Consider the following 24,624-nt stretch of genomic DNA (forward strand, 5'->3'; position numbering starts at 1 on the left):
CCCGCCGCCCCCCCGCCGCAGACCGGCGCACCCACCCGGGCGCGCCGGTTTTTTTGCGTGTTACAGTTCGCGCGCCACGCGGAAACCGACGATGTCGTTCGACAGCGCGGCGGAAAAGCCGTTGCGCAGCGCCGAGCGCAGGTAGCGCGGGTTGTACAGCCAGGAGCCGCCGCGCAGGATGCGGCGCGCCGGATCGCCGCCCGCCGCGCCGCCCGCCTCCCAGGCGCTGCCGTCCGCCGGCGCGCCCTCGTAGTTGTCGTGCACCGCGTCCTGCACCCATTCCCACACGTTGCCGTGCATGTCGCACAGGCCCCAGGGGTTGGCCGGAAAGGCGTCGACCGGCGTGGTGCCGCGCCGGAATTCGCCGCGCGGGCCGCCGTTGTAGGTGAAGCTGCCGTCGTAGTTGGCCTGGCCGGTGTCGATCGTGTCGCCGCAGCTGAACGCGGTGCGGGTGCCGGCGCGGCAGGCGTATTCCCATTCGGCCTCGCTGGGCAGGCGGTAGCGGCGGCCGGTGGCGGTGGACAGCCAGCAGGTGTAGGCCACCGCGTCGAACCAGTTGACCCCGACCACCGGATGGCGTCCGGCCTGGACGAAACCCGGCGCCTCCCAGTCGACTTCGCCGCTCGGGCGCCAGCCGGTGGCGCGCGCGAACATGCGCCATTCGTCCACCGTCACCGGGAAGCGTCCCAGCGCCACCGGGCGCTCGACGCCGACCCAGTGGCGCGGCAGTTCGCGCGCCAGCCAGCCGGGGCGCGAGCCGGCCGCCATCGCGGTGCGGTGTTCCTGGTCGGAGGCGCCCATCTGGAAGCGTCCCGGCGGCAGCGGCACCAGATCCGGGCCGTTGCCGGCGCCGTCCGCGAAGGCGTCGCGCAGGATGGCGGGCGGCGGGCGCGGCGCGGGGGCCGCAGCAGCCGCGGCTGCCGCTTGCGCGCGCGCGGCGGGCACGGCCTGTGCGGCGGATACCGGCGCCGCGTGCGTGGCGCCGGCCGCGGGATCGGCGGGCGCGGCCGGCGCCGTGGCTCGGTCCGGACCGGAGATACGGGGTCGAGGCGGTTGCGCGGCTTCCAGCGGTTGCGTGGCTTGCGGCGGTTGCGCGGCTTGCGGCAGTTGCGCGGCTTGCGGCAGTTGCGCGGCTTGCGGCAGTTGCGCGCCGGCCGGCGCTGCCGGGCCGGCGCGCTCGCGGCGGGCGGCCGCCTGCGCCGCCGCGGCCCTGGCCTGCGCCGCCTTGCGCAGCGCCTCTTCCTGCGCCAGGCGCGCCTGTTCCGCGTCGAGGGCGCGGCGCTCGGCAAGCTGGCGCCGCAGCACGTCCTTGCGTGCGCTGCGCGCTTCCTCGGCGGCCTCGCGCGCCGCGCGTTCCTGCTCGCGCCGCTGGCGGTCGAGGACGGCCTTGGCGGCAGCGGCCGCCGCGCGCGCCGCGGCATCCTGCGCCACCTGGCGCGCCAGCGCCTGCGCGCGCTGGCGGACCTGCTCTTCCTGCTGCCGCTCCTGCTCCCGCCCATCGCCCGGCTCCTGCGTGGGCTCCCGCTCCTGCGTGGGTTTCCGCTCCTGCGTGGGTTCCCGCTCCTGCGTGCGCTGCCGGTCCTGCGTGGGCCGCTGGTCCTGCGCGGGCTGCTGTTCCTGCCTGCTCTGCTGTTCCTGAGTGGGCCGCTGGTCCTGCGTGGGCGCCTGCTCCTTCCCGCGCTCCCGCTCCTGCTGCTCCCCCTCATGCCCGCTGCCCTGCGCCCGTCCGCGCCCGCCATCCCGCCCGGCCGCGGGCGCCTGCACGGCTTGCGGCTCGTCCGCGCCTTGCCGATCCGGTGCGCGCGGGCGTTCCGCGCCGGCATGCGTTTGCTGCGCGCGCGCCGGCGACAGCGCGCGTTGCGGCGGCTCGGCGCCCGCGGGCAGCGCGGCGGCCGCGGTCTCCGCTCCGGCCAGCTGCGCCAGCGATTCCTGGGCGCTGTCGCGCACCAGCTGTTCGCGCAGCACGTTCAACAACACGTCCGCAGCCGGGGGCGTGTCGGGCGCGTCCGGCTGGCAATCGCCGCCGGCATCGACCTGCACCGACACCACGACCACCCCAGGCGGCGCCGGCGCGGCGGCGGCGCCGGCCTGCGGTGCGGCACGGGTATCGGCCTGCGGCGCAGCGTCGCCCGGCGCTCCGCCGGCATCGGCAGAGTCGGCAGCAGAAGTAGCAGCAGCGGCAGAAGCAGCAGCGCCCCCGGCTGCGGCGCTGCCGCCGTGCGCCAGCCGCGCCAGCAAGGCGCCGACGCTGGCCGGACGCGCGTCCGGCGCGAAGGCGAAGCCGGCCTGCAGCGCCGCCCAGCCGGCGTCGTCCAGCGCCGGCGGCCGTTCGGCGCTGTCGTCCGGCCGCCGGCGCGGCGCGAACGGCAGCCTGCCGGCCAGCATCCGGTAGATCATCACCGCCACCGCGTACACGTCCAGCGCCGGCGCCGGGACCGCGGCGGTGCGGCCGGCCTCGGGCGCGCGGTAGCCGGCGGTGCCGGAGCTGGGCGGGGCTTCCAGCGCCGCGTCCGGCGCACCGGACACACCGGCCAGCGCGCGTGCGGCGATGCCGAAGTCGAGCAGCTTGACCTCGCCCGCCGTGGTCACGAAGACGTTGGCCGGCTTGATGTCGCGGTGCACCAGGCGGTGCCGCTCCCAGGCGTAGTCGAGCGCCTCGGCCACCGGCGCCAGCAGCGCCAGCGTGCGTTCCAGGCCCAGGCTTGCCTCGCGCGCCAGCAGGTGGTCCAGGTCTTCGCCTTCCAGGCATTCCATGATGATGAAGTGGCTGGCGGTGGCCGGGTCCTGGGCCCAGTCGTAGACGCGCACGATGTGCTCGTGCGCCAGCGCGCGGGCGCGCGCCGCTTCCTCGAGCAGCAGGCGCGCATGGGCGCCGTTCGCGGTCAGCTGCGGCGGCAGTATCTTCAGCGCGACGCGGGCGCTGTGTCCGAGCTCGGCATCGGTGGCCAGGTCGGTGGCCTGCCACACCTGGCCCATGCCGCCCTGGGCGATCAGGCGCTCCAGCCGGTAGCGGCGCCCGAACGGGCCGACTTCCTGGCCGCGCATCAGGCCCAGTTCGGTGCCGGCGCGCCCGTCGTGCGCCGCGGCCGGCGCCGCCTGCGCCGCGCCGGGCGCGTCCGCCTCCGCCGGCGCCGGGTAGGCGGCGTCCAGGATCGCGTTCCTGCGGCTGTCGAATTCCTCGCGGCTGAGCAGTCCGTCCTCGTGCAGCGCGCGCAGTTCGCGCAGCTTGTCGTGCGCCGTCTGCATCAGCCCCGGGCCGCCAGGGACGCGCCGCAGGCCGCGCAGAAGCGGTCGGCCGGGCCGGCCTGCGCATGCGTGCAGGCCGGCGCTGCTGGTGCCGGCGACACTGCGGCCGACGATCCGGCGGCCGGCGACACTGCGGCCGGCGCTCCGGCGGCCGGCACTCCGGCGGCGGCGACCGGCCGGCCGGCGCCGTTGTGCAGCGCCAGCAGGTCGAGCTGGTGGCGCCGCTCGCTGTCGGCGTCCCGCGCGCGCTGGCCGCGCTCGTCGGCGCGCGCCGCGTCCGCTTTCTGCCTGGCCGCCTCCAGCGCCTCGGCGCCGGGCAGCGCGGCGGCGGCCACGCCGGCCAGTCCGCCCAGCTGCTCGGCGCTCATGCCGGCGTGCACGCGCGCCTTCATCACGTCCGCCAGCAGGGCCGCGTTGGCGGCCGGCGCCAGCGCCACGCGGGCGCCGTCGTCCATCGCACCCAGCGCTTCGGCGCGCGCCAGCTCCAGGCGCGCCAGCTCGAGCGCCTGGGCATGCGCGGCTTCCTGGCGCCCGGCCTGCTGCGCCAGCACGCGCAGCTCCTGCTGCCAGGCGGCTTCGCGCTCGGCCGCGCGCAGCGCAGCGCGCTTTTCTTCCGCGTCCAGCTGCAGAGCCTGCTCCCGGCGCGCCTGTTCGGCATCGAGCTCGATGGTCAGCAGCAGCTTGTCGCGCTGGGCCACGGCATCGGCGCGGCCGCCGGCGCGGCGCAGCTCGTCCAGCTTCTGGCGCGTGAACTCGGCTTCCACCGATTCGCCGCGCGCCGCTTCGCGCAGGCGCGCGCCGAACTGCGTCTCTTCCCACTCCAGCACGCGCTCGGCTTCGCGCGCGCGCGCCCGATGGGCCAGCTGCAGCAGCTTCAGGCGCGCCGCGTGTTCCTCGTCGTCGATGGCGCGCGCCTGCAGCGCGCCGGCCTGCTCCGCCTCGCGCAGGCGCGCCAGTTCGCTGCGCCGCTGCGCGGCATCCTCGATCGCCTGCGCCTGCTCGATCTTGTTGCGGATCTGCTGCTGCACCAGCGCGTGCGAAAAGCGCTGGCGCGCCACCGTGCGCGCTTCCAGCGTATCCTGCTGCGCCACCTCGAGCTCGGTGCGCATGCGGATGCCGGCCACGGCGCGCAGGTGCTCCCACTGGCCCTGCTCGTCCAGCCGCGCGCCGCGTTTCTCGCCCAGCTCGTGCTCGATTTCCCTGACCACGTCGACCGCGCCGCGCTCGATCGCCTGCTTGCGCGTGCGCGATTCGACGATGCGCCCGTACAGCTCGATCTCGCGCGCGCGCACCGCATGGGCGCGCTCGGCATTCTCCAGCGATAGTTCGGCGCGCTCGAGCGCGCTCTCCTGGCGCAACTGGGCGCGCCGGTAATCCAGCCGCACGTCCTGCTCCGCGCGCCGGATGCGCTGCCATTCCTCCTCGCCGTACAGCTCGTCCAGGTGGCGCGCATGCTCGCGCGCCACGCGCTGCTCGTCGGCGGCCAGCCACAGGCTGCCGATGCGGGCGCGGTTGGCGTCGAACTTGTCGTGGCGCAGCGCCAGCGTATCGACCCGCGCCACCGCCAGCCCGTACTGCGCCAGCAGCAGCGCCAGGCCGCCCTGCAGGTGCTGGTCGAGCTGGGGGCGCAGCTCGGCGTTGCCGGCCATGTCGCGCAGCGAGCGCGCGGCGCTGAATTCCGCCGCCAGCTGGCGCAGCGGCGCCTGCAGCAGTTCGCGCAGCTGGGCCGCGCCGATGGTGCCGGGCATGGTCATGAAATGGCGCGCAAAGGCCGGCACGTTCTCGATGCGCAGCGACAGCGTCACGCGCGCCGCCAGCTGCAGGTGCTCGCTGCTGGCCAGGTCGTCGAAGGCGAATTCCACCGGCAGCGCGCCGCTCCTGGTGACCAGGATCTCGGCGTGCTGGTCGCGCAGCAAATGGTTCAGGCGCGTGAAGAAGCCCTCGATCTCGTATTCACCCTGCTGCACCTCGGTAGCCTCGCCGCCCTGCAGGATGAAGGCGCGCGCGGTGGCCGGCACGCGCAGCACCTTGACGAACAGGCCGGCCAGGTCGCGCACGCCGAAGAACACGGCCAGTTCGTCGGGGCCGGGCATCCAGCGGTTGTCGACCAGCACCGGCGCATGGCGCGGCGCGCCCAGCATCAGGCCGCAGCCGGCGCAATAGCCGTCTTCGCCCGCGTTCTTATGCGCGCAGCGCGGGCAGGCCGCGCCGCCGAATCCGAACATCTTCAACATCACCCACTCCTTGTATCACCCACTCCTTGTACAACCGAATCTGCTCGCACGATTCCGCTTGCATGATCCCGCCTAAATGATCCCGATCCGCGCCACGCAGGCCACGCTGGCGCCCAGCGCGCGCACGCCCTCCGCGAACCCGGCCGGCAACGCATCCTGCCATGCCTGCGGCAGCAGGATGCGGTCGCCCGCGCCGGCTTCGCGCAGCAGCAGCGCGCACTTGGCGTCGATCGCTTCCACCGTGTCGACCCGGCCCGTGTGCCAGGCGTCGGAACAGCCGCTGGCGATCAGGCGCGCGCGCGGCACGAACTCGCGTCCACGCGCGATGCGGTCGGCCAGCACCAGCGCCAGCTCGAACGAACGGCCCTGGAACGGCTGGCCGCCGAAGCGCACCGTGGTGCGCCAGCGGCCCAGGCCGCGCCCATCGAACTGGCGCGCGCCGGCCAGCGCCTGGCGCACCGCGGCCTGGCGCGCCGCGTCCTGGCCGGGCACGGCGATGGTCTGCTCTTCTTCCTCGGCCGCCCCGGCCGCCCCGGCCGCCAGCGGATGCAGGCCGACCTCGACCCAGCACAGGCTGTCCCCGGCGCCGCCGCTGTGCAGCGGGAACCAGGCGCGCGCGCTCGACACCGCCGCGCCCGGATCCGGATGGCCGTCCAGCATGCCCAGGTGCGCCAGCGCGCCGGGCCCGCCCAGCAGCACCTCCGCCGCCACCACGCTGTCGTCGATGGCGTGGCCGTCCACGCGCCCCAGCTGCCAGGTATCCGACCAGCCGTTGGCGAGCGGCGTGCCGTTCGGGCGCCACAGGCCGCGCACCATGCGGTCGGCCAGCACCGCCGCCAGCTCCCAGTCGCGCCAGCCGGCCGGCGGCGCGCGGTCGAGGCTGAGCACGACCTGGTCGCGGCTGTCGAAGCGGGTCTCGGTGTGGCGCGCCAGGCGCACGGTCTCTGTCATGCGCGCGGCCAGGGCGGCGTCGCCGCAGGCCGCGGATTTGACCTCGGCGCGGCCGTCGCGCGGGCGGCGCACCGCGCTGACCGTCAGCACGGCACCGTCGGGCAGCAGGCTGCGGCACGCGGCCGTCGTCGGCGCCGGGCTCATGCGGCGCCGCCTTGCGCACTGCCGGCGTCGGCCGCGCCGCGTTCCATCGCGCGCTCTTCGCCCTCGGCGGGCGGCTGGGCCGCGCGGCGGCCGGCGCAATCGGTTTCCAGGTTGGCGACGATGCGCTCGGCTTCGTCGTACAAGGCCGCCAGCCGGTGCCGCGCCAGCGCCGCCGGCGCCTCCTTCATGCGCGCCAGCAGCGCCCAGGCGTCGTCCAGCGACGCGCAGGCGCGCTGGCTGTGGCGCACGCGGCGCAGGCGCTGCTCGATCGCCAGCGCCTGGCCCGGCGTGGCCAGGGAGAATGCCGGCATGCTGGCGGCGCCGACGCTGAGCAAGTCCATGCGCTGCAGCAGCGCCTGCTGGCGGCGGAACTGTTCCGGGCACACCGGCAGCGCCGCCAGGCGCAGGCCGCACATCAGGCACGGCAGTTCCAGGAACAGGCGCCGCAACGCGCGCGCGTCGCGCAGCGCCGCGTCGTCGGCGCCGGCCAGGGCAGCCGATGCCGGCCGGCGCGCGCCGCCGTACACCGGCGCCGCGGCGCCGCCCGGCGCAGCGGCGCCCGGATCCGCCAGCGCCGCCCCGCCCGGCACCGCGCTTGCCGCTGCGTCCGCCGGCACGGCCAGGCTGGCGGCCGGCTGCGCCGCCGCGCGCGCGCACAGGTCCTGGGCGTAGTCGCGCGTCGCACCCAGGTCGACCGGCACGCAATCGTCCACGGTGACGCCGTAGCGCATGTAGAGCAGCTGGTTCAGGCCGAGGCGGAATACGTTCCACTCCTCGATGCCGGCGCATGGCGGCAGTTCCAGGCCGCCGTGCGCCAGTTCGCGCTGCAGGGTGGCCTGCATGCCCTCCGCCAGCGCCGCCAGTTCCAGGCGCTCCGGCACTTCACTGGACAGGTACAGGTCGAAGCGCTGGTGCGCCGCCTGCGGATCGGCAGCGTCGACGGCGAAGGTGGTGCGCAGGCCGATTTCCGGCGCCTGCGCGAACGGCACGATGTCGACCGTGTACGGCCCCGGATGGAACACGCAGGCCAGCTCGCCCTCGCGCACGGCGGGACGGCGCGGATCGGGGGCGCGCCGGGTGGCGCCCTTGGCGTCGATGATCACCACCGGACAGCCCGGCGGCGCCGTGCAGCCGCTGCGCAGCGGCAGCGCCACCACGCTGGTGCCCAGCGCGCACGCGCCGGCGGGCGGCGCGGCGCGCCGGAACAGCATGCCCAGCATGGCGCCGGCGTCGAGTTTCACGATGGCTCCCGAGCGGACGGCGCCGCGCTGCAGGGCTCCACGCTGAACCCGGCGCCGTGCGCCTGCAGGTGGGCACCGGGCGCCGCGGCGAACGGCCAGGCGGCTTCGCACTCGCCGTCGTCGTCCAGGCAGCCCTGCAGGAGTACGGCGCCGGCGCCGTCGCAGACGCGCAGCGGCGTGCGCGCCGCCAGCAGCTGCGCCGCGAACGGCGCATCCGCCGACAATTGCAGGATGGCGCGCCAGGCGCCCTCCTGGCGCAGCAGGTGCAGGGTCCAGCAGCCGTCGTCGGTGGCCAGCGCGGCCACGGCGCCGCTGCTGGCCGCGCGCAGCATGCCGCGGCTGCCGCGCCAGCCGCCGGCCGCCTCGCGTACGACGCTGCCGGCGCCGTTCGCATCGGCACCGTTTGCATCGGCGGCGGAGCGTGCGCGCCGCTCCAGCGCCAGCTGGCGCAGGCGGCGCGCCGTCAGCGGCGACGCCTGCAGCGCGGCGCGCTCGCCGGCCGTCAGGGGACGGCTGCCGTCGAGCGCCGCCAGCAGCGTGGCGTCGGCCAGCGCCAGGCGGTCGCCCTCGACGCGCCGCCCGAGCAGCGCGCGCTCGCCCAGCCGGCGCTGCAGCTGGTGCGCCGCCTGGTCGGCGCCGCCGGTGTTCCTGGTATTCATCCGCTTCTCCTGATGGGCGCAGCGCCCGGTTGTTCGATGGCTGCCGGCCGTTCGATCGCCACGAGCTTGTCGATGGCGGCGTCGCGGCGCTTGCGCAGCGTCGGCAGCGACACCTGCGCCAGCGCCGCCAGCTGGCGCATGGTCGGCAGTTCGCCGCTGGCCGGATCGCGCCACGCGTCCGGATAGGCGTCGTCGGCCGCCCCCAGCACGCGCGCGTACACCGCCAGCCGCACCGGCAGGCCGGCGTCGCGCAATGCGCGCGCCACCCAGCCGCCGGCTTCCTCGGCATGCGCCGCCGCCTGCATGTAGCCGGGGGGCAGCGCAACCGCCAGCGCGATCGCTTCCAGGCGGGCGGCGGCGGCGAGCGCCTGGCCATCGCCTGCCGCACCAAGGCCGTCCTGCGCCGCGCAGTCCGCCTGCGCATCGTCCGGATCCACGCCGGCCGCGGCCGGATCGCGCGCATCCGCATCGCACGCATCCGCATCGAGCGCATCCTGGCGCGCTTCCAGGATGCGGTCCGGCCCCGGCACGGCGGCGTCGACCGACTCCTGCAGCACGCGCCAGTAATCTTCCATCCACACCGCCGCGTCGTCCAGGTCCTGCAACCAGTCCCGGTCGCGGTTGTCCGACAGGACCTGGTACTCGCCGATCTCGGCCAGCATGGCGCCGATCCGCTCCGGCTGGTCCTTGAGGCTGGCGAAGCGCTTGGAACGCGTGTGCAGCGGCCCCGGCCCGGGGCCGAAACGCGCGCGCGTGGCGCTCCAGCGCAGCACCCATTCGGGCCGGCAGCCGCCGATGCCGCGCAGCTGGCGCACCTCGATCGGCACGCCGGCCAGTTCGCGTCCGAGGATGGCGCCGACCTGGTCGCGGTGCCGTTCCCAATCGGCGAACAGGCGCGCGATCTCGCCGTAGGCCGTGTCCAGCATGCGGTAGGCGTACATGCGGTTGGCGCTGCAGGGACGGCCGCAGGCGGCCTGGTAATTGTCGGCGTCGACGCGGTCGCGCAGCAGCGCGTACATGTCGTTGACCTTCTTGCGCAGCAGGCCATCGTCGGCGCCGCCGCGGTCGACCCCGTCCAGCGCCTCGCACAGCGCGTGCCAGTCGGCCGGGCGTGCCTGCAATTCGAACAACAGGCTCAGGGCCAGCTCGAACACGCTGTCGCCGTAGGCGTTGCCGGGCGCCTGCGCGCGCGCCGTGCGCCGCAGCGCATGCAGGGCGGCGGCCATCGCCTCCACGTAGCGCTCCAGCGCGTCAGCGCGCGCCTGGGGATCGCTGTCCGGGTGCGCCGGCGCGCCGGCGCGCAGGGCCGCGAGCGAGCATTGCCCCAGCAATTTGCGCACTTCTTCCCATCCCGGCTCCTGGTACCGGGTTCCCGGCAAGCGCATACCTTCCTCGTCGACGTGTCCAATGGCCCGCGATTTGCCGGACCGAAGCAAATCATGCCACAGAACCATACCGCCAAGGCGCGCTGATGGCGCGCTTTTACCCTTTATTTCGGCGCTTGGTGCGCTTGCGTTTTCTGCGCGCCACGCGCGGCCAGGTGGCGCAGCAGCGCCGCCGCCACCGGCGCCGCATGCTCGCCGCCGGTGGCCTCGGAACGGCTGACGAACAGCGCCAGCGCCAGCCGGTGCGCCTGGCCCGGCACGCTGTGCGGTTCCAGCCAGCCGGTGAACCAGACCGTGGCCAGCCTGCCGTCGCCGACCGGCGCCGTGCCGGTCTTGCCGGACAGGCCGCGGCGGATCGCCTCCATGCCGGCGCCGCCGGGGCTGCCGAACGCGCCGGCGGCGGTGCCGCTGTCGACCACGCCCTTCAGGCCGGCGCGCACGCGGTCCAGGCGCACGCCGAGCGGCTGTTGCGGTGCATCGACGGCCGCCCGCCCGTCCAGGTCGGCCAGCAGGCGCGGCCGCACCACCGCGCCCTGCCCGACCGCCGCCGCCGCCAGCGCCATCTGCAGCGGCGTCGCCTGCATGCGCAGCCCGATCGCCATCTGGCGCAGTTCGTGGCGCGTGTGGACCGGGTCGATGGCGGCCGGCGTCGCCTGCAGCGCGTCCCACGCCGACCACGTATAGTCGTCCGGCAGCAGGCCGCCGTCCAGGCGCAGCGCCTGGCCGAAGCCGAGGCGGCGCGCCATCGCCACGATCGGACGAACGTCGTCCAGCGCGCCCGGCGCCAGCGGCTGCAGGTCGGGCACGCCGCCGCTGGGCAGGCCCAGCAGGCTGCGGTCGGCCAGTTCGCCGGTCCAGGCGAACCAAGTGTTCAGGCTGTAGGTCAGCGCCTGGGACAGGCCGAGGCGGCCGTCCTGGGCGCGCCGGTCCAGGCCCTGGTCGCGGAAGTTGGTGATGCGCGCCGCGGCCTTGCCGGCAGCGGCGGGATAGGACGGCGCGTCGGTACGGAAATCGAAGCCGCGCGCGCGCGCCAGGGCGTTGATCGCGGGCAGCGGCAGGCCGTCCAGCAGCGCATCCAGGCTGCGGTCGGCGCGCGCCGCCCGTTCCAGCCCGAGCGCGCTGACGATCTTGAAGGTCGAGCCGGGGCTGCGCTCGGCGCCGCCGTCGTGCTGCCAGGCCGGCAGGCGCAGCGGACTGGCGGCCGGGTCGGCGCGGTCGAAGTCGCGCAGCTCGCGCCAGCGGGCGCCGTCGAGCCGGTCCAGGTCCGCGCCGCCGCTGCCGGCCGCCGCCAGGATGTCGCCGGTCTCGGCGTCCAGCAGCACCAGGCCGGCCTGGCGCCCGTCCGGCGCCGCCTGCGCGCCGCTGCAGGCGCCGCCTTCCCAGCGGCCGCGGCGCAAGCCGATGCAGTCGAGCGCTGCCTGCGCCGCGCGCTGCAGGTCGAGGTCGATGGTGAGGCGCGCCCGGTGCGCGCCGCCGGGCAGGCGGCCGAGCATCCCGGCCAGGCCCGATTGCTGGCCCGCGTGCACGCCCAGCAGCGCGGCCAGGCCGGCGCCGCGGGCGGCGTCGACCGGTGCGCCGTCGCGCCACAGCGGCGCGCCGCTGCGGTCTTCCAGGCGCAGCGCCGGCGCCGCCGGGACCGGCGACTGCGGCGCGGCTGCCGGTGCGCCGGCGTGTGCGGGCAGCGCCTGCCAGGCCAGGCGGCCATGTTCGAGCGCCAGGTGGCGGTAGCGCGCATCGCCGGGCATGGCCAGCGCATCCAGGCCGAGCGAGGCAGCATCCAGCGCCAGTTCGCGCGCGCCCGGCGCCAGGCGCAGGTCGAGCACCTGCACCTGGTCCGGCGTACGGCAGGCGCGGCCGCTGCAGGCGGGAACCGGCGCGGCGGCCAGCAGGGCGCCGCGCACGTCCAGCAGGCGCCCGGCCAGCATCAGGCGCAGGCGCTCGCCACCCTGCGCCGGCGCCGCCAGCGGCAGGCGCAGCGTGGCGCTGCGTCCCGCCGGCCAGGCGCCGATGCGCTGCCATGGGGTCCAGCCCTGCGGCAGGCGCGCGAACAGGCGCGCGGCCGCGGCCGGCATGTCGTGCGCCAGCGGCGCGGGCATGCCGCCGGCGTCGGCGCGCCATGGCAAAGCTGGCATCCCTGCGGCGGCCATGGCGCCGGCCGCAAGCGGCGTCGCGGCAAGCGCCGCCACGGCGTCCGCACCGGCCGCGCCGGCATCCGCCGGCGCGGCGTCCTGCACGCGCCAGGCCAGCAGGCGCCGTTCGCCGTTGAAGATGCGCAGCTGCTCGCGCACGTAGTCGCCGTCGGCGCGCCCGTACACGTGCTGCAGCAGGCGCCGCGCCTCGTCGTCGAGGACCACGTCGTCCCAGGCGGTCGGCCCGGCAGCGCGCCAGGCGAACAGGTCGGGCGGCGCCAGCTCGGCCAGGCCACCCGCGCCGAGCCGCACCAATCCATGCGCGCGCAACTGCTCGAACAGCTGGCGGTCTTCCAGCCGCGCCGGCGCGGCTTGCGGCACGCGGTAGCTGCCCGGCGCCAGGCGGATCTCGGCCGGGCCGGGCGCGCTCCCGGCCGAGCCGGCAGCGCCGGGCGCAAAGTCGGTCCCGAGCGCAAAGGCGGCGACCAGCGCCCGCTGCGCCGCCGCTGGCGCCGCCGTTTGCGCCACCCCTTGCGCCGCCCCCGGCGCCGGACGGTACAGCTGCAGCACCAGCTCGCCCGTCTGCGCACAGGCGGCGCTGGGCCGGCGCAGCACGCGCAGCGCGCGCGTGCCGCCCCACAGCAGCCAGCCCTGGCCGTGCAGGGCCGCCGTGCCGCTGCCGCCGGCCGGCGCCGCAGCGCCGCCATCGCCGATCCAGCGGGCGTCGCCCTGCCAGCGCAGCATCAACGGCGGCGCGCCAAGCACGGCGCCGGCGCCGGCCGCGTCCGGCAGCGCGGCGTTCGCCATGCCGCGCCCGGCCACCGCGCCACCGATCTCGATGCGCGGCATCGCTTCGTCGGCCAGCACGACGTTACGCAGCGCGAGCGGGGTGCCGGCCGCGGCACGCCGCGCGGCCAGCGCCGCCACATCCTCGAAGCGCTCGCCGATGCGCAGCGTCAGCAGGCGCCCGCCGCCCGGGTCGGCCAGCTGGCTACACAGGTCGATGCGCCGGGCCGGCTCGGGACGCAGGCCGGACAGCACCAGCAGCGCCGCGCCGCCGCGCCGCTCCAGCCGCACGGCGGGGCCGGACGGCACGTCGAAGGCGGCGCCGGGCAGCAGCGGCTGCAGCGCGGCCAGGCCGCCGTCGGGGGCCATCGATTCGAGCGCGGCGGCGTCCAGCCAGCGCGCGTGGACGGCGATGGTCCAGGCGCCCGCGGCCGCCAGCGCGATGGCGGCGACGGCGAGCACGGCCAGCGGTCCGGGACGGCGCAGCGTGACGGCGGCGCCGCTGCGCGGCCAGGACGCGCGCCATGCAAGCAGCGCGGCGTGCAGCCGCGCACCCGGCCACGCAAGCGCCGCGGCGAAGGGCGGCATCCGTGACGGCCGAACGAGCAGCGCGCGATCCATCCGCGACACCGGCGCGGCCGCCACGCGTGTTGCGCCTGCCGCGCGTACGCCCGCGCGCAAGTTGCGCGCGCGCCGCCGGCGCGTGCGGCTAGCCGCCAGCGCTTCGAATACCGCTCCGATCATGGTCCCGTTCCCCCGCGTTCTCGCTCGTGGCAGGCCCTAGCGGGGGGAAGGAAAAAGCGCTGCCGGCATACAGGGCCGGCCGCCTGTCCGGAGGCGTCTTTTGCGCAGTTCATCCCGCGTTTCGCGCTGCCTGTCGCACGCCGCTGGAAGGCCCGCAACGCCTTGGCTACAGTGACTCCATCGACACCCCGATCACCCACAGGAGCCAAGGTCATGAACATCGTCAAGCACATGGAAGCCGCCTTTCTCGTCGTCCTGAGCGTGGCCGGCGCCGCAAGCGTCGCGGTCGACGCCATCCCGGAAGCCCAGGCCCGCGTGGCGCCGGCCGGCGCTGCGCTTGTCCAGGCCGCGCAGCCTGCCGCCGCGGCGGTGCCGATGGCGGTGGTACACGTCAGCGCCAAGCGCATGACCGCGGCCGAGAAACAGGCGTCGCTGGCGCGCGAACGCGCCGGCCAGCCGATCTGATGTCGACGAGCTTGCCCTGCCCCGGCCGGACGCCACATGCGCGGCGTCCGGCGCACCGGTCAAGCCGGCCGCGCAAGACGCATGGCAGCCGTTTCGCCCGGCCCACAAGCGCCCTACCACATTCTGTTTCAAATGTAAGGATCTGCTTCAGGCGCCCCGTACGGCAGCGTGCGGCGCTATAGTTCCTCCATCCGCTGTTCGGACTGGAACTGGAGACAGAACATGAAATCGCTTACTCTTGCCGCACTGATCGCCCTCGGCGCCGCCACCGCACCGCTGCCTTCGCTGGCCGCCGGCCAGGTCAACCTGTTCATCGACACCGCGCCGCCGGCGCCGCTGGTCGAGCGCATCCCGGCGCCGCGCCACGGCTACGTATGGGCGCCGGGCCACTGGGAATGGAACGGCCGCCGCCACACCTGGGCGCGCGGCTACTGGATCGCCGAGCGTCCCGGCTACGTCTACAGCGCCCCGTCCTGGTACGCCCGCAACGGCGGCTGGTACATGGAACCGGCGCGCTGGACCCCGTACGGCCGCGACCGCAACCGCGACGGCATCCCCGACCGCTACGAGTACCGCGGCGGCCCCGGCCGCTGGGATGGACACGGTCCGGACCGCCATGATCGCCCGCATGGCTGGCGCGACGGCGGCCCGGACCGCCACGACCGCGACGGCGACGGCGTGCCCAACCGCTACGATCACCGCCCGGACAATCCGTACCGGCGTTGATCCCCGATCCCGCCTTACCGGCCCGCGGCAACGCGGGCAGGCCGGCAGCGCCGCTTCGTGCGGCGCTGTTTATTTTTGGAAATCCACTTCCACGCCGAAACCGGTTATCCTGCCGGCATGGATGAAACGATCGACCTGCACCATCTCGCCTTCAAGAGCGAACGCGCGGCCAGCCGGCGCCTGGCACGCACGCAAGGGCTGAGCGAAGAACAAGCCCTGCGCCGCACGCTGGAACTGAACGCCGGCCGAGCCGGCCTGGCGGCGCTGGTCGCCAGCCGCACTGCCCTACGCGACGGCGAAGAACAGCGCGCCGCTGCCCGCGACGTGGCGCGTGATGCCGTGCGCGCCGCCGGCGCCGCCCGACGCGAAGCCGCACGCCGCCTGCGCCACGGCGAACCGCCCGATGGGAGTGATGCCGCGACCGGCCTGCCTGTCGCCGCCGCATCGGGCAACGGCGATGCCGCCATCAGACCGCCCACCAGCGCGCCCACCGCCGGCACCACCGCCTGGCGCGCCTGGTTCGACGGTTCCGCGCGCCCGAATCCCGGCCGCTGCGCCATCGGCGCCGTGCTGCTGGGCCCGGACGGCCGGCGCGTCGAACTAGCGCAGGACGCCGGCTACGGCAGCAGCAGCGACGCCGAATACCGCGCCCTGATCGCGCTGCTGCAGGCGGCGCTGGCGCACGGCGCGCGCGCGCTGACCGTGTACGGCGACAGCCGCGTCGTCATCGACGACGTCAACGGTCCCGATGCCCTGGCCGCGCGCGTGCTGGCCGGCTACCGCGCCCAGGTGCGGGCGCTGGCCGCGCGCTTCGACCCGTTGTATTTGCGCTGGGTGCCGCGCCACCGCAACACCCAGGCAGACGCCCTTGCGCAGCAGGCCGGCAACCGCCCCGCCCCCGCCCCGACCGACACCGTTCACGCTACCGATACCGATGCCTAGTTTTCCCATGACGCCCGAACTGGACGCCTGGCGCACCCGCCTGGCCGCGCTGGCCGCCGCCGTCGCGCAAGCGGATGCCGGCGCCAGCGACGGCGCCCACGACGCCAACCACCTCGAGCGCGTCTGGCGCAACGCGCGGGCGCTGCTGCCGGACCATCCGCACGCCGACGCGCTGACCGTGCTGGCCGCCTGCTACCTGCACGACCTGGTCAACGTACCCAAGAACGACCCGCGCCGCAGCCGCGCCTCGCGCCTGTCGGCCGAACTGGCGCGGCGCGAACTGGCGGCGCTCGCCTTTCCGCCTGCGAAGCTGGACGGCGTCGCCCACGCGATCGAGGCGCACAGCTTTTCCGCCGCGATTCCCGCCACCACCATCGAGGCGCAGATCGTGCAGGATGCCGACCGCCTGGACGGCCTGGGCGCGGTCGGACTGGCGCGCATGTTCTACATCGCCGGGCGCATGGGCAGCGCGCTGGCGCACGGCGCCGATCCGCTCGCGGCCGCGCGCCCGCTCGACGACCGCGCCTACGCGCTCGACCACGTGCCGGCCAAGCTGGCCCTGTTGCCGGGCATGATGCAGACCGCCGCCGGACGCCGCGTCGCCGAGCGGCGCCTGGCCCTGCTGGAAGACTTCCGCAGCGCCTTCGCCGACGAGTGGGCCGGCGGCGCAACAGCGGCCCCGGAATAAGCGCGGCAGCGGCCGCAAGCGGTGTTACCATCGGGCGTCTCGCCATTGCAACGGGAAGTCCATGGATACCAGCGCGACCCTCGCCAAGGCCCCGGCCGGCAACCTGAAGTTCGTCCTGATCTGCGTCTTCATCGACCTGCTCGGCGTCGGCCTGATCGTGCCGGTGCTGCCGGCCCTGGTCGGCGAGTACGCGCACGGACGCGAGCAGCAGGCGCTGTGGTTCGGCATCCTGGCCGCCGTGTGGGCGCTGATGCAGTTCCTGTGCATGCCCGTCATCGGCATGGCCAGCGACCGCCTCGGGCGGCGCCCGGTGCTGCTGTATTCGATGGCCGGCATGTGTGCGGCCTTTCTCAGCACCGCGCTGGCGCCGAACCTGGCCTGGCTGTTCCTCGGGCGCGTGCTGGGCGGCGCTTCCTCGGCCAGCATGGCGGTGGCCTCGGCCTACGCCGCCGACGTCTCGGCGCCGGAAGAGCGGGCGAAGAACTTCGGCAAGGTCGGCGCCGCCTTCGGCCTGGGCTTCATCTGCGGGCCAGTGCTGGGCGGCCTGCTCGGCAACGTCGGCCTGCACCTGCCGTTCTACGTCGCCGCCGCCCTGGCCGCCGCCAACTTCGTGTACGGCGCCGTCGCGGTGCCGGAATCGCTGCCGGCCGAGCGGCGCGCGCCGTTCCGGCTGGCGCGCCTGAATCCGTTCGCCGCCCTGCTACGCTTGCTGCGACGGCGCGACGTGCGCGGCCTGGTCGCGGTGTACACGCTGGTGTCGTTCGCCCAGATGACGTTGCAGGCCACCTTCGTGCTGTATTCCAGCTTCCGCTTCGGCTGGACCCCGCGCGAGAACGGCGTGGCGCTGTGCTGCGTCGGCTTGACGTCGTTCCTGGTGCAGGCGCGCCTGCTGGGACCGCTGATCCGGCGCTTCGGCGAGCGGCGCCTGGCGCTGGCCGGCATGAGTTCCGGCGCCTGCGCCTTTTTGCTGTACGGCCTGGCCACGCGGGGCTGGATGCTGTATGCGATCATCCTGTGCAACCTGCTGTCGTTCGCGGTGGTGCCGACGCTGCAGGGCATCCTGTCGAAGGACGCCGCGCCGCGCGAGCAGGGAGAATTGATGGGGTCCCTGCAATCGATCGCCAGCCTGGGGCTGATCGTGATGCCGCTGGTCGGCACCCGCATCCTGGGCGCGGTCGGCCACCTGCCGCCGCAGGACTGGCGCATCGGCAGCAGTTTCTACCTGTGCGCGGCGATGCAGGCGGCGGCGATCCTGGCCGCGTGGCGCGTATTGCGGCCGGGCGCGCCGGCCACGCCTGCCGCGCCCCCGCCCGCCTCCCACCGTTTATAATTCGCCGTCAACATCACGAGGATTGCCGTGTCCGATCGCTTCAAAGTCCTGCCCCAGTACCTGCTGCCCAAGCAGCGCCTCACCACCTTCGCCGGCCGCGTCGCTGGCGCCAAGGGCGGATCGATGACGACCCGGCTGATCCGCTGGTTCGTGGGCAAGTACGGCGTCAACATGGCGGAAGCGGAAAATCCGGACGTCGCCAGCTACGCCAGCTTCAACGAATTCTTCACCCGTCCGCTCAAGGCCGGCGTGCGGCCGCTGGCGGCGGCCGACTTCGTGTGCCCGGTGGACGGCGCCATCAGCCAGTTCGGCGCCATCGACGACCACCACATCCTGCAGGCCAAGGGCCACCGCTTCACCACCACCGAACTGGTCGGCGGGGACGCGTCGCTGGCGGCGCAGTTCCGCCACGGCAGCTTCGCCAACCTGTACCTGTCGCCCAAGGATTACCACCGCCTGCACATGCCCTGCGACGGCCGCCTGACGCGCATGATCTACGTGCCGGGCGCGCTGTTCTCGGTCAATCCGACCACCGCGCGCGGCGTGCCCAACCTGTTCGCGCGCAACGAGCGCGTGGTGTGCGTGTTTGAAAGCGCACAGTTCGGCCCGTTCGTGCTGGTGCTGGTCGGCGCCACCATCGTCGGCAGCATGGCCACCGTGTGGCACGGCGTGGTCAACCCCAAGCGTCCGCAGAAAATCAGCGAATGGACCTACGACGACCGGGACATCGTGCTGAAGAAGGGTGACGAGATGGGCCGCTTCCTGCTGGGCTCGACCATCGTCATGCTGTTCCAGGCGAATACGATCGGCTTCAACCCGGACTGGGCGCCGGAGCGTTCGGTGCGCCTGGGCGAATCGATGGGGAACAAGCCGGCCTGAGCGGCCGGCGTGAGCGACTGGCCCTGCAGGCGCCGGGCCGGCACGCCCTATTGCCTGGCCTGCTGCTCCTTGCAAAACATATCTTCCATCATGTCCAGGAATACCCGGGTCTTGGCCGGCATCAGGCGCCGCCCTGGGAACACGGCCCAGCCGACCGCGCTCGGCATCTCCCATTCCGGCAGCACGCGCACCAGTTCGCCCTTCTTGAGGTAGGACGCCGCGAACAGGTCGGAACTGAGGGCGATGCCGGCGCCGCCGCAGGCGATGCGCGCCAGCAGCTCCGGCGAATTCGCGGTCAGGCGCGCCTGCAGGCCGCGTTCCCACTGCGTCTTGCCGCGCTGCAGCTTCCACGGCGCCGGGCCGCCGCTGCGGCTCAGGATGCACAGCACATCGTGCTGCAGCAGGTCGTCCGGATGCTCGGGCAAGCCGCGCCGGGCGATGTACGCCGGCGCCGCGTACAGTCCGAAGCGCTCCAGCGCCACCCGGCGCGCCGCCAGGGTCGAATCTTCCGGCAGGTCGCCCATGCGGATGGCGATGTCGAAGCCTTCCGCCACCAGGTCGACCCGGCGCGGCGACAAATCCAGTTCCAGCGATACCGCCGGATAGCGCTCGGTGAAGCGCGCGATCAGCTCGGTCATGCCGATGTTGGCAAAGTCGTGCGGCATCGAGATGCGCAGCTTGCCGCTGGGCGCGGCCTGGCGGTGCTGCGCCAGCGCGCCGGCCGCCTCGACCTCGTCCGCCACCCTTCTCGCATGCTCGAGCAGGCTGGCGCCGAACTCGGTCAGCATCAGCCGGCGCGTGGTGCGCTGCAACAGGCGTTCGCCCAGGCGCGCTTCCAGCAGCGCGATGCGGCGCGACACGGTCGACTTGGGCAGGTCGAGGCGCTGCGCCGCCATGCTGAAGCTACCCGCCTGCACGATGCGCGCGAACAGCAGCAAATCGTTCGGTTCCAGGTCCATGGCGGCGATTGTTCCATCGGATGAATAATGTTATCCATTCTATCGCCTTCCCCATTGGTTTTGGAACCGTTAAAGTGTCTCCATCGCAATAGGCATGCATCCGGCATGACTGGCATCCACGGAGGAAGACCCATGAACATCCTGCAAATCAACTCGAGCGTGCGCGGCGCGGATTCGGAATCGACCCGCGTGGCCAGCCGGATCGTCGCCCGCCTGCGCGCCGCCCACCCGGATGCGCGCGTCAGCGTGCGCGACCTGGGCGCCCAGCCGCACCCGGAACTGGACGGCGCCGCATTGGGCGCGCTGTTCACCCCGGCCGAAAGCCGCTCCGCAGGCCAGGCCGCGCGCGTGGCGCTGGACGACACCCTGATCGCCGAAGCGCAGGCCGCCGACGTGATCGTGATCGGCGCGCCGATGTACAACTTCGGCATGCCTGTGCAATTGAAGGCCTGGTTCGACGCCATCTGCCGCGCCGGCGTCACCTTCCGCTATACCGAGACCGGTCCGGAAGGCCTGCTGAAGAACAAGAAGGTCTACGTGGCCACCGCGCGCGGCGGCATCTACCCGGCCGACGCCGACCCGCAAGTGCCGCACATCCGCATGCTGCTGAACTTCCTCGGCATGAGCGACTCGACCTTCGTCTACTCGTCGGGTATGTCGATGGGGCCGGACGCCGCGGCCAAGGCCCAGGCCGACGCCGACGCCGCCGTCGCCGCCCTGGCCTGACGCGCCGGCAGCAAGCTTGTCTGCACGGGCCGGCTGCGCCAGCGGGCGCAGCCGGACGTTCATCACGACCGCAACGAAGCCATGACGGGAGCGCCATATGCACCAGCAAGCCAGCAATGAAGAGACGGTCGCGGACGCGAGCGTGACCCGCAGCCGCGGCGTCGAGCGCGTGCTCGGCGGCCAGTTCGTGATGGATGGCGCCGGCGTCAAGATCAACCGCGTGCTGACCCAGCCGCTGCAGCGCCGCCTGGACCCGTTCCTGATGCTGGACGCGTTCGGCAGCGACCGCGCCGGCGACTACATCGCCGGTTTCCCGGAACACCCGCACCGCGGTTTCGAGACCGTCACCTACATGCTGAGCGGGCGCATGCGCCACCGCGACAGCGCCGGCAATGAAGGCCTGGTCACCGATGGCGGCGTGCAGTGGATGACGGCCGGGCGCGGCGTGGTCCATTCCGAGATGCCGGAACAGAACGAGGGCCTGATGGAAGGGTTCCAGCTGTGGCTGAACCTGCCGTCCGGCGACAAGATGGGCGAACCCTGGTACCGCGACATTCCGTCCGGGGACCTGCCGCGCTTCACCCTGGCGGACGGCGCCGCGGTGCGGGTGATCGCCGGCAGCAGCCACGGCGTGACCGGCGCCGTGCAGCGCGCAGGCACGCTGCCGCTGTACCTGGACATTCATCTGCCGCCCGGCGCCGGCCTGGCGCAGCCGCTGCCGGCCGGGCACAACGCCTTTTTGTACGTCTACCGCGGCGAGGTCGTGGTCGAGGGCAAGGGCGTGGCGCAGGGCCGCATGGCGATCCTGGACAATGCGCAAGGCGCGGACGGGGTGCGCATCAAGGCGGCTGGAGGGTCCGGCCAGGGCGCGCGCCTGCTGCTGCTCGCCGGACGCCCGCTGAACGAGCCGATCGCGCAATACGGGCCGTTCGTGATGAATACCCAGGCCGAAGTGTTCCAGGCCGTCGAGGATTTCCGCGCCGGACGTTTCGGCGCGTAGTTTCGGCGCGTAGTTTCGGCGCGCAGAGCAGCGGCGGCTTTCGGCTACACTCTCCATCGCCGCCATTTTTCCGAACACCTCACGCCGATGCCCCTGCTCGATGCCCTGTCCACGCTCCTGTCCCGCGCCAGCCGCGCGCTCGGTCTGGAAAGCGTCGATTCCTTCCCGCCCGGCCACCGCCATGCGCGCACGCGCTGGGACAAGTCCTGGTTCGACATCCCGTCCGACCTGAAGCCCGACGCCATCGAGCGCGCCCTGTGCGAGGCGATCGCCAACACACCGGCCGCCTTCGCCCACATCGACCATCCGACCCCGCGCATGCAGCGCACCCTGCTCGGCGCGATCCATGCGCGCATGCGCCGTGGCGCCGGCGCCCAGGCCGCGCCCACCGACCTGGTGGCGATGCTGCTCGACGCCTACGCCAGCCCGCACACGCAGGAAGCGCTGCCCGGCCTGCGCGCGGCGATCGAGGCCACCGACGGCTACGATCCGTCGATGCGCAGCGCCCAGCTGGCCGCCTTTCTGGCGGACATGCCGGCGGCGTTCGACGTCATCGATGCCGCCGGCGAGCGCGGCGACGGACCTACGGGCGCCGGCGCGGGCTGACGCATCGCGTCTCGCCTTTTCTTCGTTCCTGTGCGGCGCCGCCGGGCGCGCCGCGGTCGATGCGCTGTCCGCTGCCATGCGGGCTTGTTCTACAATGCCGGCTTTCCCCTTATTTCCAGGATACCGGCATGAGTTCCGCCAGCAAGCTGCAATTCAAATCCACCACCTACACCGGCCTCGGCCAGGGTCCGCGCGTCATCGTCATGGGCGCCACCCACGGCAACGAGGTGTGCGGCACGCAGGCCATCGCGCGGGTGATGGCGGAACTCGACAGCGGCGCCCTGCACATCGCCAACGGCAGCGTGACCTTCGTGCCGGTCGTGAACCCGCTGGCCTACGCCAACAACACCCGCTCGGGCGAGCGCAACCTGAACCGCGACCTGTTCCCCAAGGAACAGCCGCGCGACTTCGAGGACCGCGTCGCCAACTGGCTGTGCCCGCTGCTGGCCCGGCACGACGTGCTGCTCGACCTGCACTCCTTCAACGCCGCGCACGGCGAACCCTTCGTGATGGTCGGCCCGGTCGACAACGACGGCCCGCTCGAACCGTTCCGCCACATGGCGGCCGAACGCGCGCTGGCGCGCCGCCTGGGCGTGCGCCGCTTCGTCACCGGCTGGATGGCGGCCTACGGCGGCGGCGTGCAGCGCCGTGCGCGCGGCGACGCCGCCGAGCTGGAAACCGTGCTGCGCTACGGCGTCGGCACCACCGAGTACATGCGCAGCACCGGCGGCTACGCGCTGACGCTGGAATGCGGCCAGCACCTCGACCCGCAGGCGCCGCAGGTGGCCTACCGCGCCATCCTGAACACCCTCGCCTTCCTGGCGCTGGTCGAGGCGCCGCAGCCGCAGCCTGTGCCGTTCGACGAGATGGAAGCACTGCAGATGGTGGTGGTGCACGACAAGCTCGATGCCGGCGACCGCTTCACGCGCCAGTGGGCCAGCTTCGACCCGCTCGCCGAGGGCGAGCAGATCGGCGTGCGCGCCGACGGCAGCCCGGTGCTGGCCGAGTTTTCGGGACGCATCCTGTTCCCCGACGCCAACGCCGGACCGAACCAGGAGTGGTATTACCTGACCCGGCCGAATCCCGCGTTCGGGCGCGAGCAGGAACCGTCGCGCTAAGAACCTATCCCAGTAGGGAACCGGTCGTTGCTGACGCGCCTGGCAAGCGGGTGCCGCGTTGCTCGTCCTTGCATGGCTCGCCATGCGGCGTCCTCGCGCCTTGCCCGCGCTCGCCATGCATCGCCTACGCGCATGTCGCCAGCAACTTCCCTCTCCCTACTGGGATAGATTCTAAGCTGCGGGCTGCCCGGCGCGCCGTCGTCAAGGCAGGACGGCCAGCACCTCGTCCACGCCGATCTTCTCGACCCAGTCGTCGCGGCCGGCGACCGTGATCACGGTGCTGTTGGCCTTGTCGATCGGCGCCCACTCCGGCGTCTTCTGGCGCATCAGGGCGATCACCGGTACATGCACCGCGTTCGCCAGGTGCATGACCGCGGTTTCGACCGACACCACCAGGTCGCACAGCGCCAGGATCGCCGGCAACTGGAAGAAATTGTCTTCCGCGCTGAACAGGTGCGTGTGCGGCAGGTCCTGGCTTTCGAACAGTTTCCTGGCATGCGGCAGCGCTTCCGGCACCACGTTCACGACGAAGCCGGTGTCGTGCCAGGCGGGATGGCCGCGCATCGCGCGCACCAGTTCGATCACCCGTTCCAGCGGCCAGCTGCGCTCGATCGATTTGGAAAACGCATTCAGGAACACCACCCTGCGCGGCGCCGCGGCCGGCGCGCGGCCGAAGCCCCACGCCGCGAACTGGTCGCGGGCGTAGCGCTGCCAGCGCTCGGCGATGGGCAGTACCGGAAAGCGCGCCGCGGCGTCGATGCGCAGGCCGAACAGGCGGGCAAACCAGCCGGCATAGATGTCGCTGATGTGCTGCTCCGGATGGGCGGACGCCACGTAAGCCGGAATGAATGCGTCCAGCTTGCGATAGCACAGCATCTTCGGCAGGTCGTAGCGCCGCACCCGTTTTTTCTGGCCGACCACGAAACCATGCGGGCTGATCTTGCGCGCCAGGATCGCGTACTTGTGGCGATCGAGCACCGCCAGCGACACCACCAGCGGATAGTCCTGCTCCTGCGCTTCCTGCAGCGACGCGCGGAACGATGCCGGGCTATAGGTCCGGTCGTAGACCTTGGCAAAGTACGGGCACTCGGCGAGCCAGTCGTACAGCGCATATTTCTTCAGGTGCGGCCAATCGGCGGCGCGGCCGGTGCGGCGCCGCTCGTCGACCCAGAGATGGATCTGCAGGTGCGGATGGGCCTGCGCCAGGGCGCGGAAGCAGCTTTCCAGGTAAGTGAAATCGCCCAGCGCCAGGTGCGCGATGAACAGGATCTTGTCCGCGCCGCGCAGCAGATCGGCATCGATCAGCGGCGCCACCGCGCCATCGGACGCCATGGCACCGGCCGCGTCGGCATCGGATGCGGCGCCACCGGCTACGGCGCCGTGGCCCGCACGGCCGGCAGGGGCCGGCGCGGCCTGGCGTCCTGGCCAGCGCCAGCCGGCGCCGCCGCGCGCAGCTTGTCCACCCACCGGCTTCATGGCGCGCTCCCGGCGACGCCATGCCGGCAGCCGCGTGCGCATCGGGCGGATCGCGGTCGCGTCGTGGCATGGGAATCGTGGACAAGATAACGCGCGTTCATTCGGGCTCCTGGAAATCGTTCGGCGGATACGCTATCAGGCGCAACCGGATCGTGACGAATTTTATTGTGGAATAACACGTCAGAATGTG

At 73.6% G+C, this 24,624-nt stretch carries 19 protein-coding genes; 10 read left to right on the forward strand and 9 right to left on the reverse strand.

What is annotated here, in order from left to right; genetic code table 11:
* Window positions 1–60 precede the first annotated feature (60 nt).
* From HH212_RS27515 to HH212_RS23900, 7 genes are all read right to left on the reverse strand, one after another.
* On the reverse strand, window positions 61–3,246 hold the full coding sequence (locus HH212_RS27515) for a bifunctional serine/threonine-protein kinase/formylglycine-generating enzyme family protein (RefSeq protein WP_229217437.1): 3,186 nt from the start codon (window positions 3,244–3,246) through the stop codon (window positions 61–63).
* Entirely contained in the window at window positions 3,246–5,480 is a 2,235-nt protein-coding gene (locus HH212_RS23875; RefSeq protein WP_170204760.1) for a coiled-coil domain-containing protein, read from the reverse strand. Before HH212_RS23875 ends, HH212_RS27515 begins: the two co-directional genes overlap by 1 nt.
* Before the next feature lie 72 nt (window positions 5,481–5,552).
* The gene (locus tag HH212_RS23880; RefSeq protein ID WP_170204761.1) at window positions 5,553–6,575 is read right to left on the reverse strand and encodes a hypothetical protein; all 1,023 of its coding nucleotides are present in this window, start codon (window positions 6,573–6,575) and stop codon (window positions 5,553–5,555) included.
* The gene (locus tag HH212_RS23885; RefSeq protein WP_211172405.1) at window positions 6,572–7,816 is read right to left on the reverse strand and encodes a hypothetical protein; all 1,245 of its coding nucleotides are present in this window, start codon (window positions 7,814–7,816) and stop codon (window positions 6,572–6,574) included. The genes HH212_RS23880 and HH212_RS23885 overlap by 4 nt, the downstream gene beginning before the upstream one ends.
* Window positions 7,813–8,475 (reverse strand): hypothetical protein, encoded by a 663-nt coding sequence (locus HH212_RS23890; protein WP_170204762.1) that lies wholly within the window; start codon window positions 8,473–8,475, stop codon window positions 7,813–7,815. Before HH212_RS23890 ends, HH212_RS23885 begins: the two co-directional genes overlap by 4 nt.
* On the reverse strand, window positions 8,472–9,860 hold the full coding sequence (locus HH212_RS23895) for a hypothetical protein (RefSeq protein WP_170204763.1): 1,389 nt from the start codon (window positions 9,858–9,860) through the stop codon (window positions 8,472–8,474). The genes HH212_RS23890 and HH212_RS23895 overlap by 4 nt, the downstream gene beginning before the upstream one ends.
* 104 nt (window positions 9,861–9,964) lie before the next feature.
* Window positions 9,965–13,519, reverse strand: coding sequence for a penicillin-binding transpeptidase domain-containing protein (locus tag HH212_RS23900; protein ID WP_229217438.1), 3,555 nt, complete (start codon window positions 13,517–13,519; stop codon window positions 9,965–9,967).
* 213 nt (window positions 13,520–13,732) lie between these two features.
* On the opposite strand from HH212_RS23900, the gene HH212_RS23905 reads away from it, so the two are divergent.
* From HH212_RS23905 to asd, 6 genes are all read left to right on the forward strand, one after another.
* On the forward strand, window positions 13,733–13,984 hold the full coding sequence (locus tag HH212_RS23905; protein ID WP_170204764.1) for a hypothetical protein: 252 nt from the start codon (window positions 13,733–13,735) through the stop codon (window positions 13,982–13,984).
* A 222-nt stretch (window positions 13,985–14,206) separates the two neighbouring features.
* Window positions 14,207–14,710: a YXWGXW repeat-containing protein gene (locus HH212_RS23910; protein WP_170204765.1), complete on the forward strand. Its 504-nt coding sequence runs from the start codon at window positions 14,207–14,209 to the stop codon at window positions 14,708–14,710.
* A 117-nt stretch (window positions 14,711–14,827) separates the two neighbouring features.
* Window positions 14,828–15,652, forward strand: a complete 825-nt coding sequence (locus HH212_RS23915) for a ribonuclease HI family protein (protein ID WP_170204766.1) — start codon at window positions 14,828–14,830, stop codon at window positions 15,650–15,652.
* On the forward strand, window positions 15,645–16,340 hold the full coding sequence (locus HH212_RS23920; protein WP_229217439.1) for an HD domain-containing protein: 696 nt from the start codon (window positions 15,645–15,647) through the stop codon (window positions 16,338–16,340). The genes HH212_RS23915 and HH212_RS23920 overlap by 8 nt, the downstream gene beginning before the upstream one ends.
* A gap of 61 nt (window positions 16,341–16,401) precedes the next feature.
* The gene (locus HH212_RS23925) at window positions 16,402–17,670 is read left to right on the forward strand and encodes an MFS transporter (RefSeq protein ID WP_170204767.1); all 1,269 of its coding nucleotides are present in this window, start codon (window positions 16,402–16,404) and stop codon (window positions 17,668–17,670) included.
* A gap of 27 nt (window positions 17,671–17,697) precedes the next feature.
* Window positions 17,698–18,549, forward strand: coding sequence for an archaetidylserine decarboxylase (asd, locus tag HH212_RS23930; protein ID WP_170204768.1), 852 nt, complete (start codon window positions 17,698–17,700; stop codon window positions 18,547–18,549).
* 47 nt (window positions 18,550–18,596) lie between these two features.
* On the opposite strand, the gene HH212_RS23935 is transcribed toward asd, so the two are convergent.
* A complete protein-coding gene (locus HH212_RS23935) occupies window positions 18,597–19,508 on the reverse strand; it encodes a LysR family transcriptional regulator (RefSeq protein WP_170204769.1) in 912 nt (303 codons plus the stop codon).
* Window positions 19,509–19,640: 132 nt separating this feature from the next.
* On the opposite strand from HH212_RS23935, the gene HH212_RS23940 reads away from it, so the two are divergent.
* From HH212_RS23940 to HH212_RS23955, 4 genes are all read left to right on the forward strand, one after another.
* Window positions 19,641–20,234 carry an FMN-dependent NADH-azoreductase gene (locus tag HH212_RS23940; RefSeq protein ID WP_170204770.1) on the forward strand — a complete coding sequence of 198 codons (594 nt, stop codon included), beginning with the start codon at window positions 19,641–19,643 and terminating at the stop codon, window positions 20,232–20,234.
* Window positions 20,235–20,331: 97 nt separating this feature from the next.
* Window positions 20,332–21,234 (forward strand): pirin family protein, encoded by a 903-nt coding sequence (locus HH212_RS23945; protein WP_170204771.1) that lies wholly within the window; start codon window positions 20,332–20,334, stop codon window positions 21,232–21,234.
* Between the two features lie 87 nt (window positions 21,235–21,321).
* A complete protein-coding gene (locus tag HH212_RS23950; RefSeq protein ID WP_170204772.1) occupies window positions 21,322–21,840 on the forward strand; it encodes a hypothetical protein in 519 nt (172 codons plus the stop codon).
* A gap of 128 nt (window positions 21,841–21,968) precedes the next feature.
* Window positions 21,969–22,958 (forward strand): M14 family metallopeptidase, encoded by a 990-nt coding sequence (locus tag HH212_RS23955; RefSeq protein ID WP_170204773.1) that lies wholly within the window; start codon window positions 21,969–21,971, stop codon window positions 22,956–22,958.
* A gap of 201 nt (window positions 22,959–23,159) precedes the next feature.
* Here the strand turns inward: HH212_RS23955 and HH212_RS23960 are convergent, their stop codons facing one another.
* Window positions 23,160–24,434: a glycosyltransferase family 9 protein gene (locus HH212_RS23960; RefSeq protein ID WP_370663893.1), complete on the reverse strand. Its 1,275-nt coding sequence runs from the start codon at window positions 24,432–24,434 to the stop codon at window positions 23,160–23,162.
* Between the last annotated feature and the right edge of the window lie 190 nt (window positions 24,435–24,624).

The organism is Massilia forsythiae, assembly GCF_012849555.1.
Taxonomy (GTDB): Bacteria; Pseudomonadota; Gammaproteobacteria; order Burkholderiales; family Burkholderiaceae_D; genus Telluria; species Telluria forsythiae.

Bases quoted from the DNA above. Each gene is read 5' to 3' on its own strand.
- HH212_RS23910 (WP_170204765.1), top strand. From the start codon at position 14,207: ATGAAATCGCTTACTCTTGCCGCACTGATCGCCCTCGGCGCCGCCACC.
- HH212_RS23960 (WP_370663893.1), bottom strand. From the start codon at position 24,434: ATGAAGCCGGTGGGTGGACAAGCTGCGCGCGGCGGCGCCGGCTGGCGC.
- HH212_RS23915 (WP_170204766.1), top strand. From the start codon at position 14,828: ATGGATGAAACGATCGACCTGCACCATCTCGCCTTCAAGAGCGAACGC.
- HH212_RS23955 (WP_170204773.1), top strand. From the start codon at position 21,969: ATGAGTTCCGCCAGCAAGCTGCAATTCAAATCCACCACCTACACCGGC.
- HH212_RS23875 (WP_170204760.1), bottom strand. From the start codon at position 5,480: ATGTTGAAGATGTTCGGATTCGGCGGCGCGGCCTGCCCGCGCTGCGCG.
- HH212_RS23950 (WP_170204772.1), top strand. From the start codon at position 21,322: ATGCCCCTGCTCGATGCCCTGTCCACGCTCCTGTCCCGCGCCAGCCGC.
- HH212_RS23905 (WP_170204764.1), top strand. From the start codon at position 13,733: ATGAACATCGTCAAGCACATGGAAGCCGCCTTTCTCGTCGTCCTGAGC.
- HH212_RS23920 (WP_229217439.1), top strand. From the start codon at position 15,645: ATGCCTAGTTTTCCCATGACGCCCGAACTGGACGCCTGGCGCACCCGC.
- HH212_RS23940 (WP_170204770.1), top strand. From the start codon at position 19,641: ATGAACATCCTGCAAATCAACTCGAGCGTGCGCGGCGCGGATTCGGAA.
- HH212_RS27515 (WP_229217437.1), bottom strand. From the start codon at position 3,246: ATGCAGACGGCGCACGACAAGCTGCGCGAACTGCGCGCGCTGCACGAG.
- HH212_RS23935 (WP_170204769.1), bottom strand. From the start codon at position 19,508: ATGGACCTGGAACCGAACGATTTGCTGCTGTTCGCGCGCATCGTGCAG.
- HH212_RS23945 (WP_170204771.1), top strand. From the start codon at position 20,332: ATGCACCAGCAAGCCAGCAATGAAGAGACGGTCGCGGACGCGAGCGTG.
- HH212_RS23895 (WP_170204763.1), bottom strand. From the start codon at position 9,860: ATGCGCTTGCCGGGAACCCGGTACCAGGAGCCGGGATGGGAAGAAGTG.
- HH212_RS23880 (WP_170204761.1), bottom strand. From the start codon at position 6,575: ATGAGCCCGGCGCCGACGACGGCCGCGTGCCGCAGCCTGCTGCCCGAC.
- HH212_RS23900 (WP_229217438.1), bottom strand. From the start codon at position 13,519: ATGATCGGAGCGGTATTCGAAGCGCTGGCGGCTAGCCGCACGCGCCGG.
- HH212_RS23925 (WP_170204767.1), top strand. From the start codon at position 16,402: ATGGATACCAGCGCGACCCTCGCCAAGGCCCCGGCCGGCAACCTGAAG.
- HH212_RS23890 (WP_170204762.1), bottom strand. From the start codon at position 8,475: ATGAATACCAGGAACACCGGCGGCGCCGACCAGGCGGCGCACCAGCTG.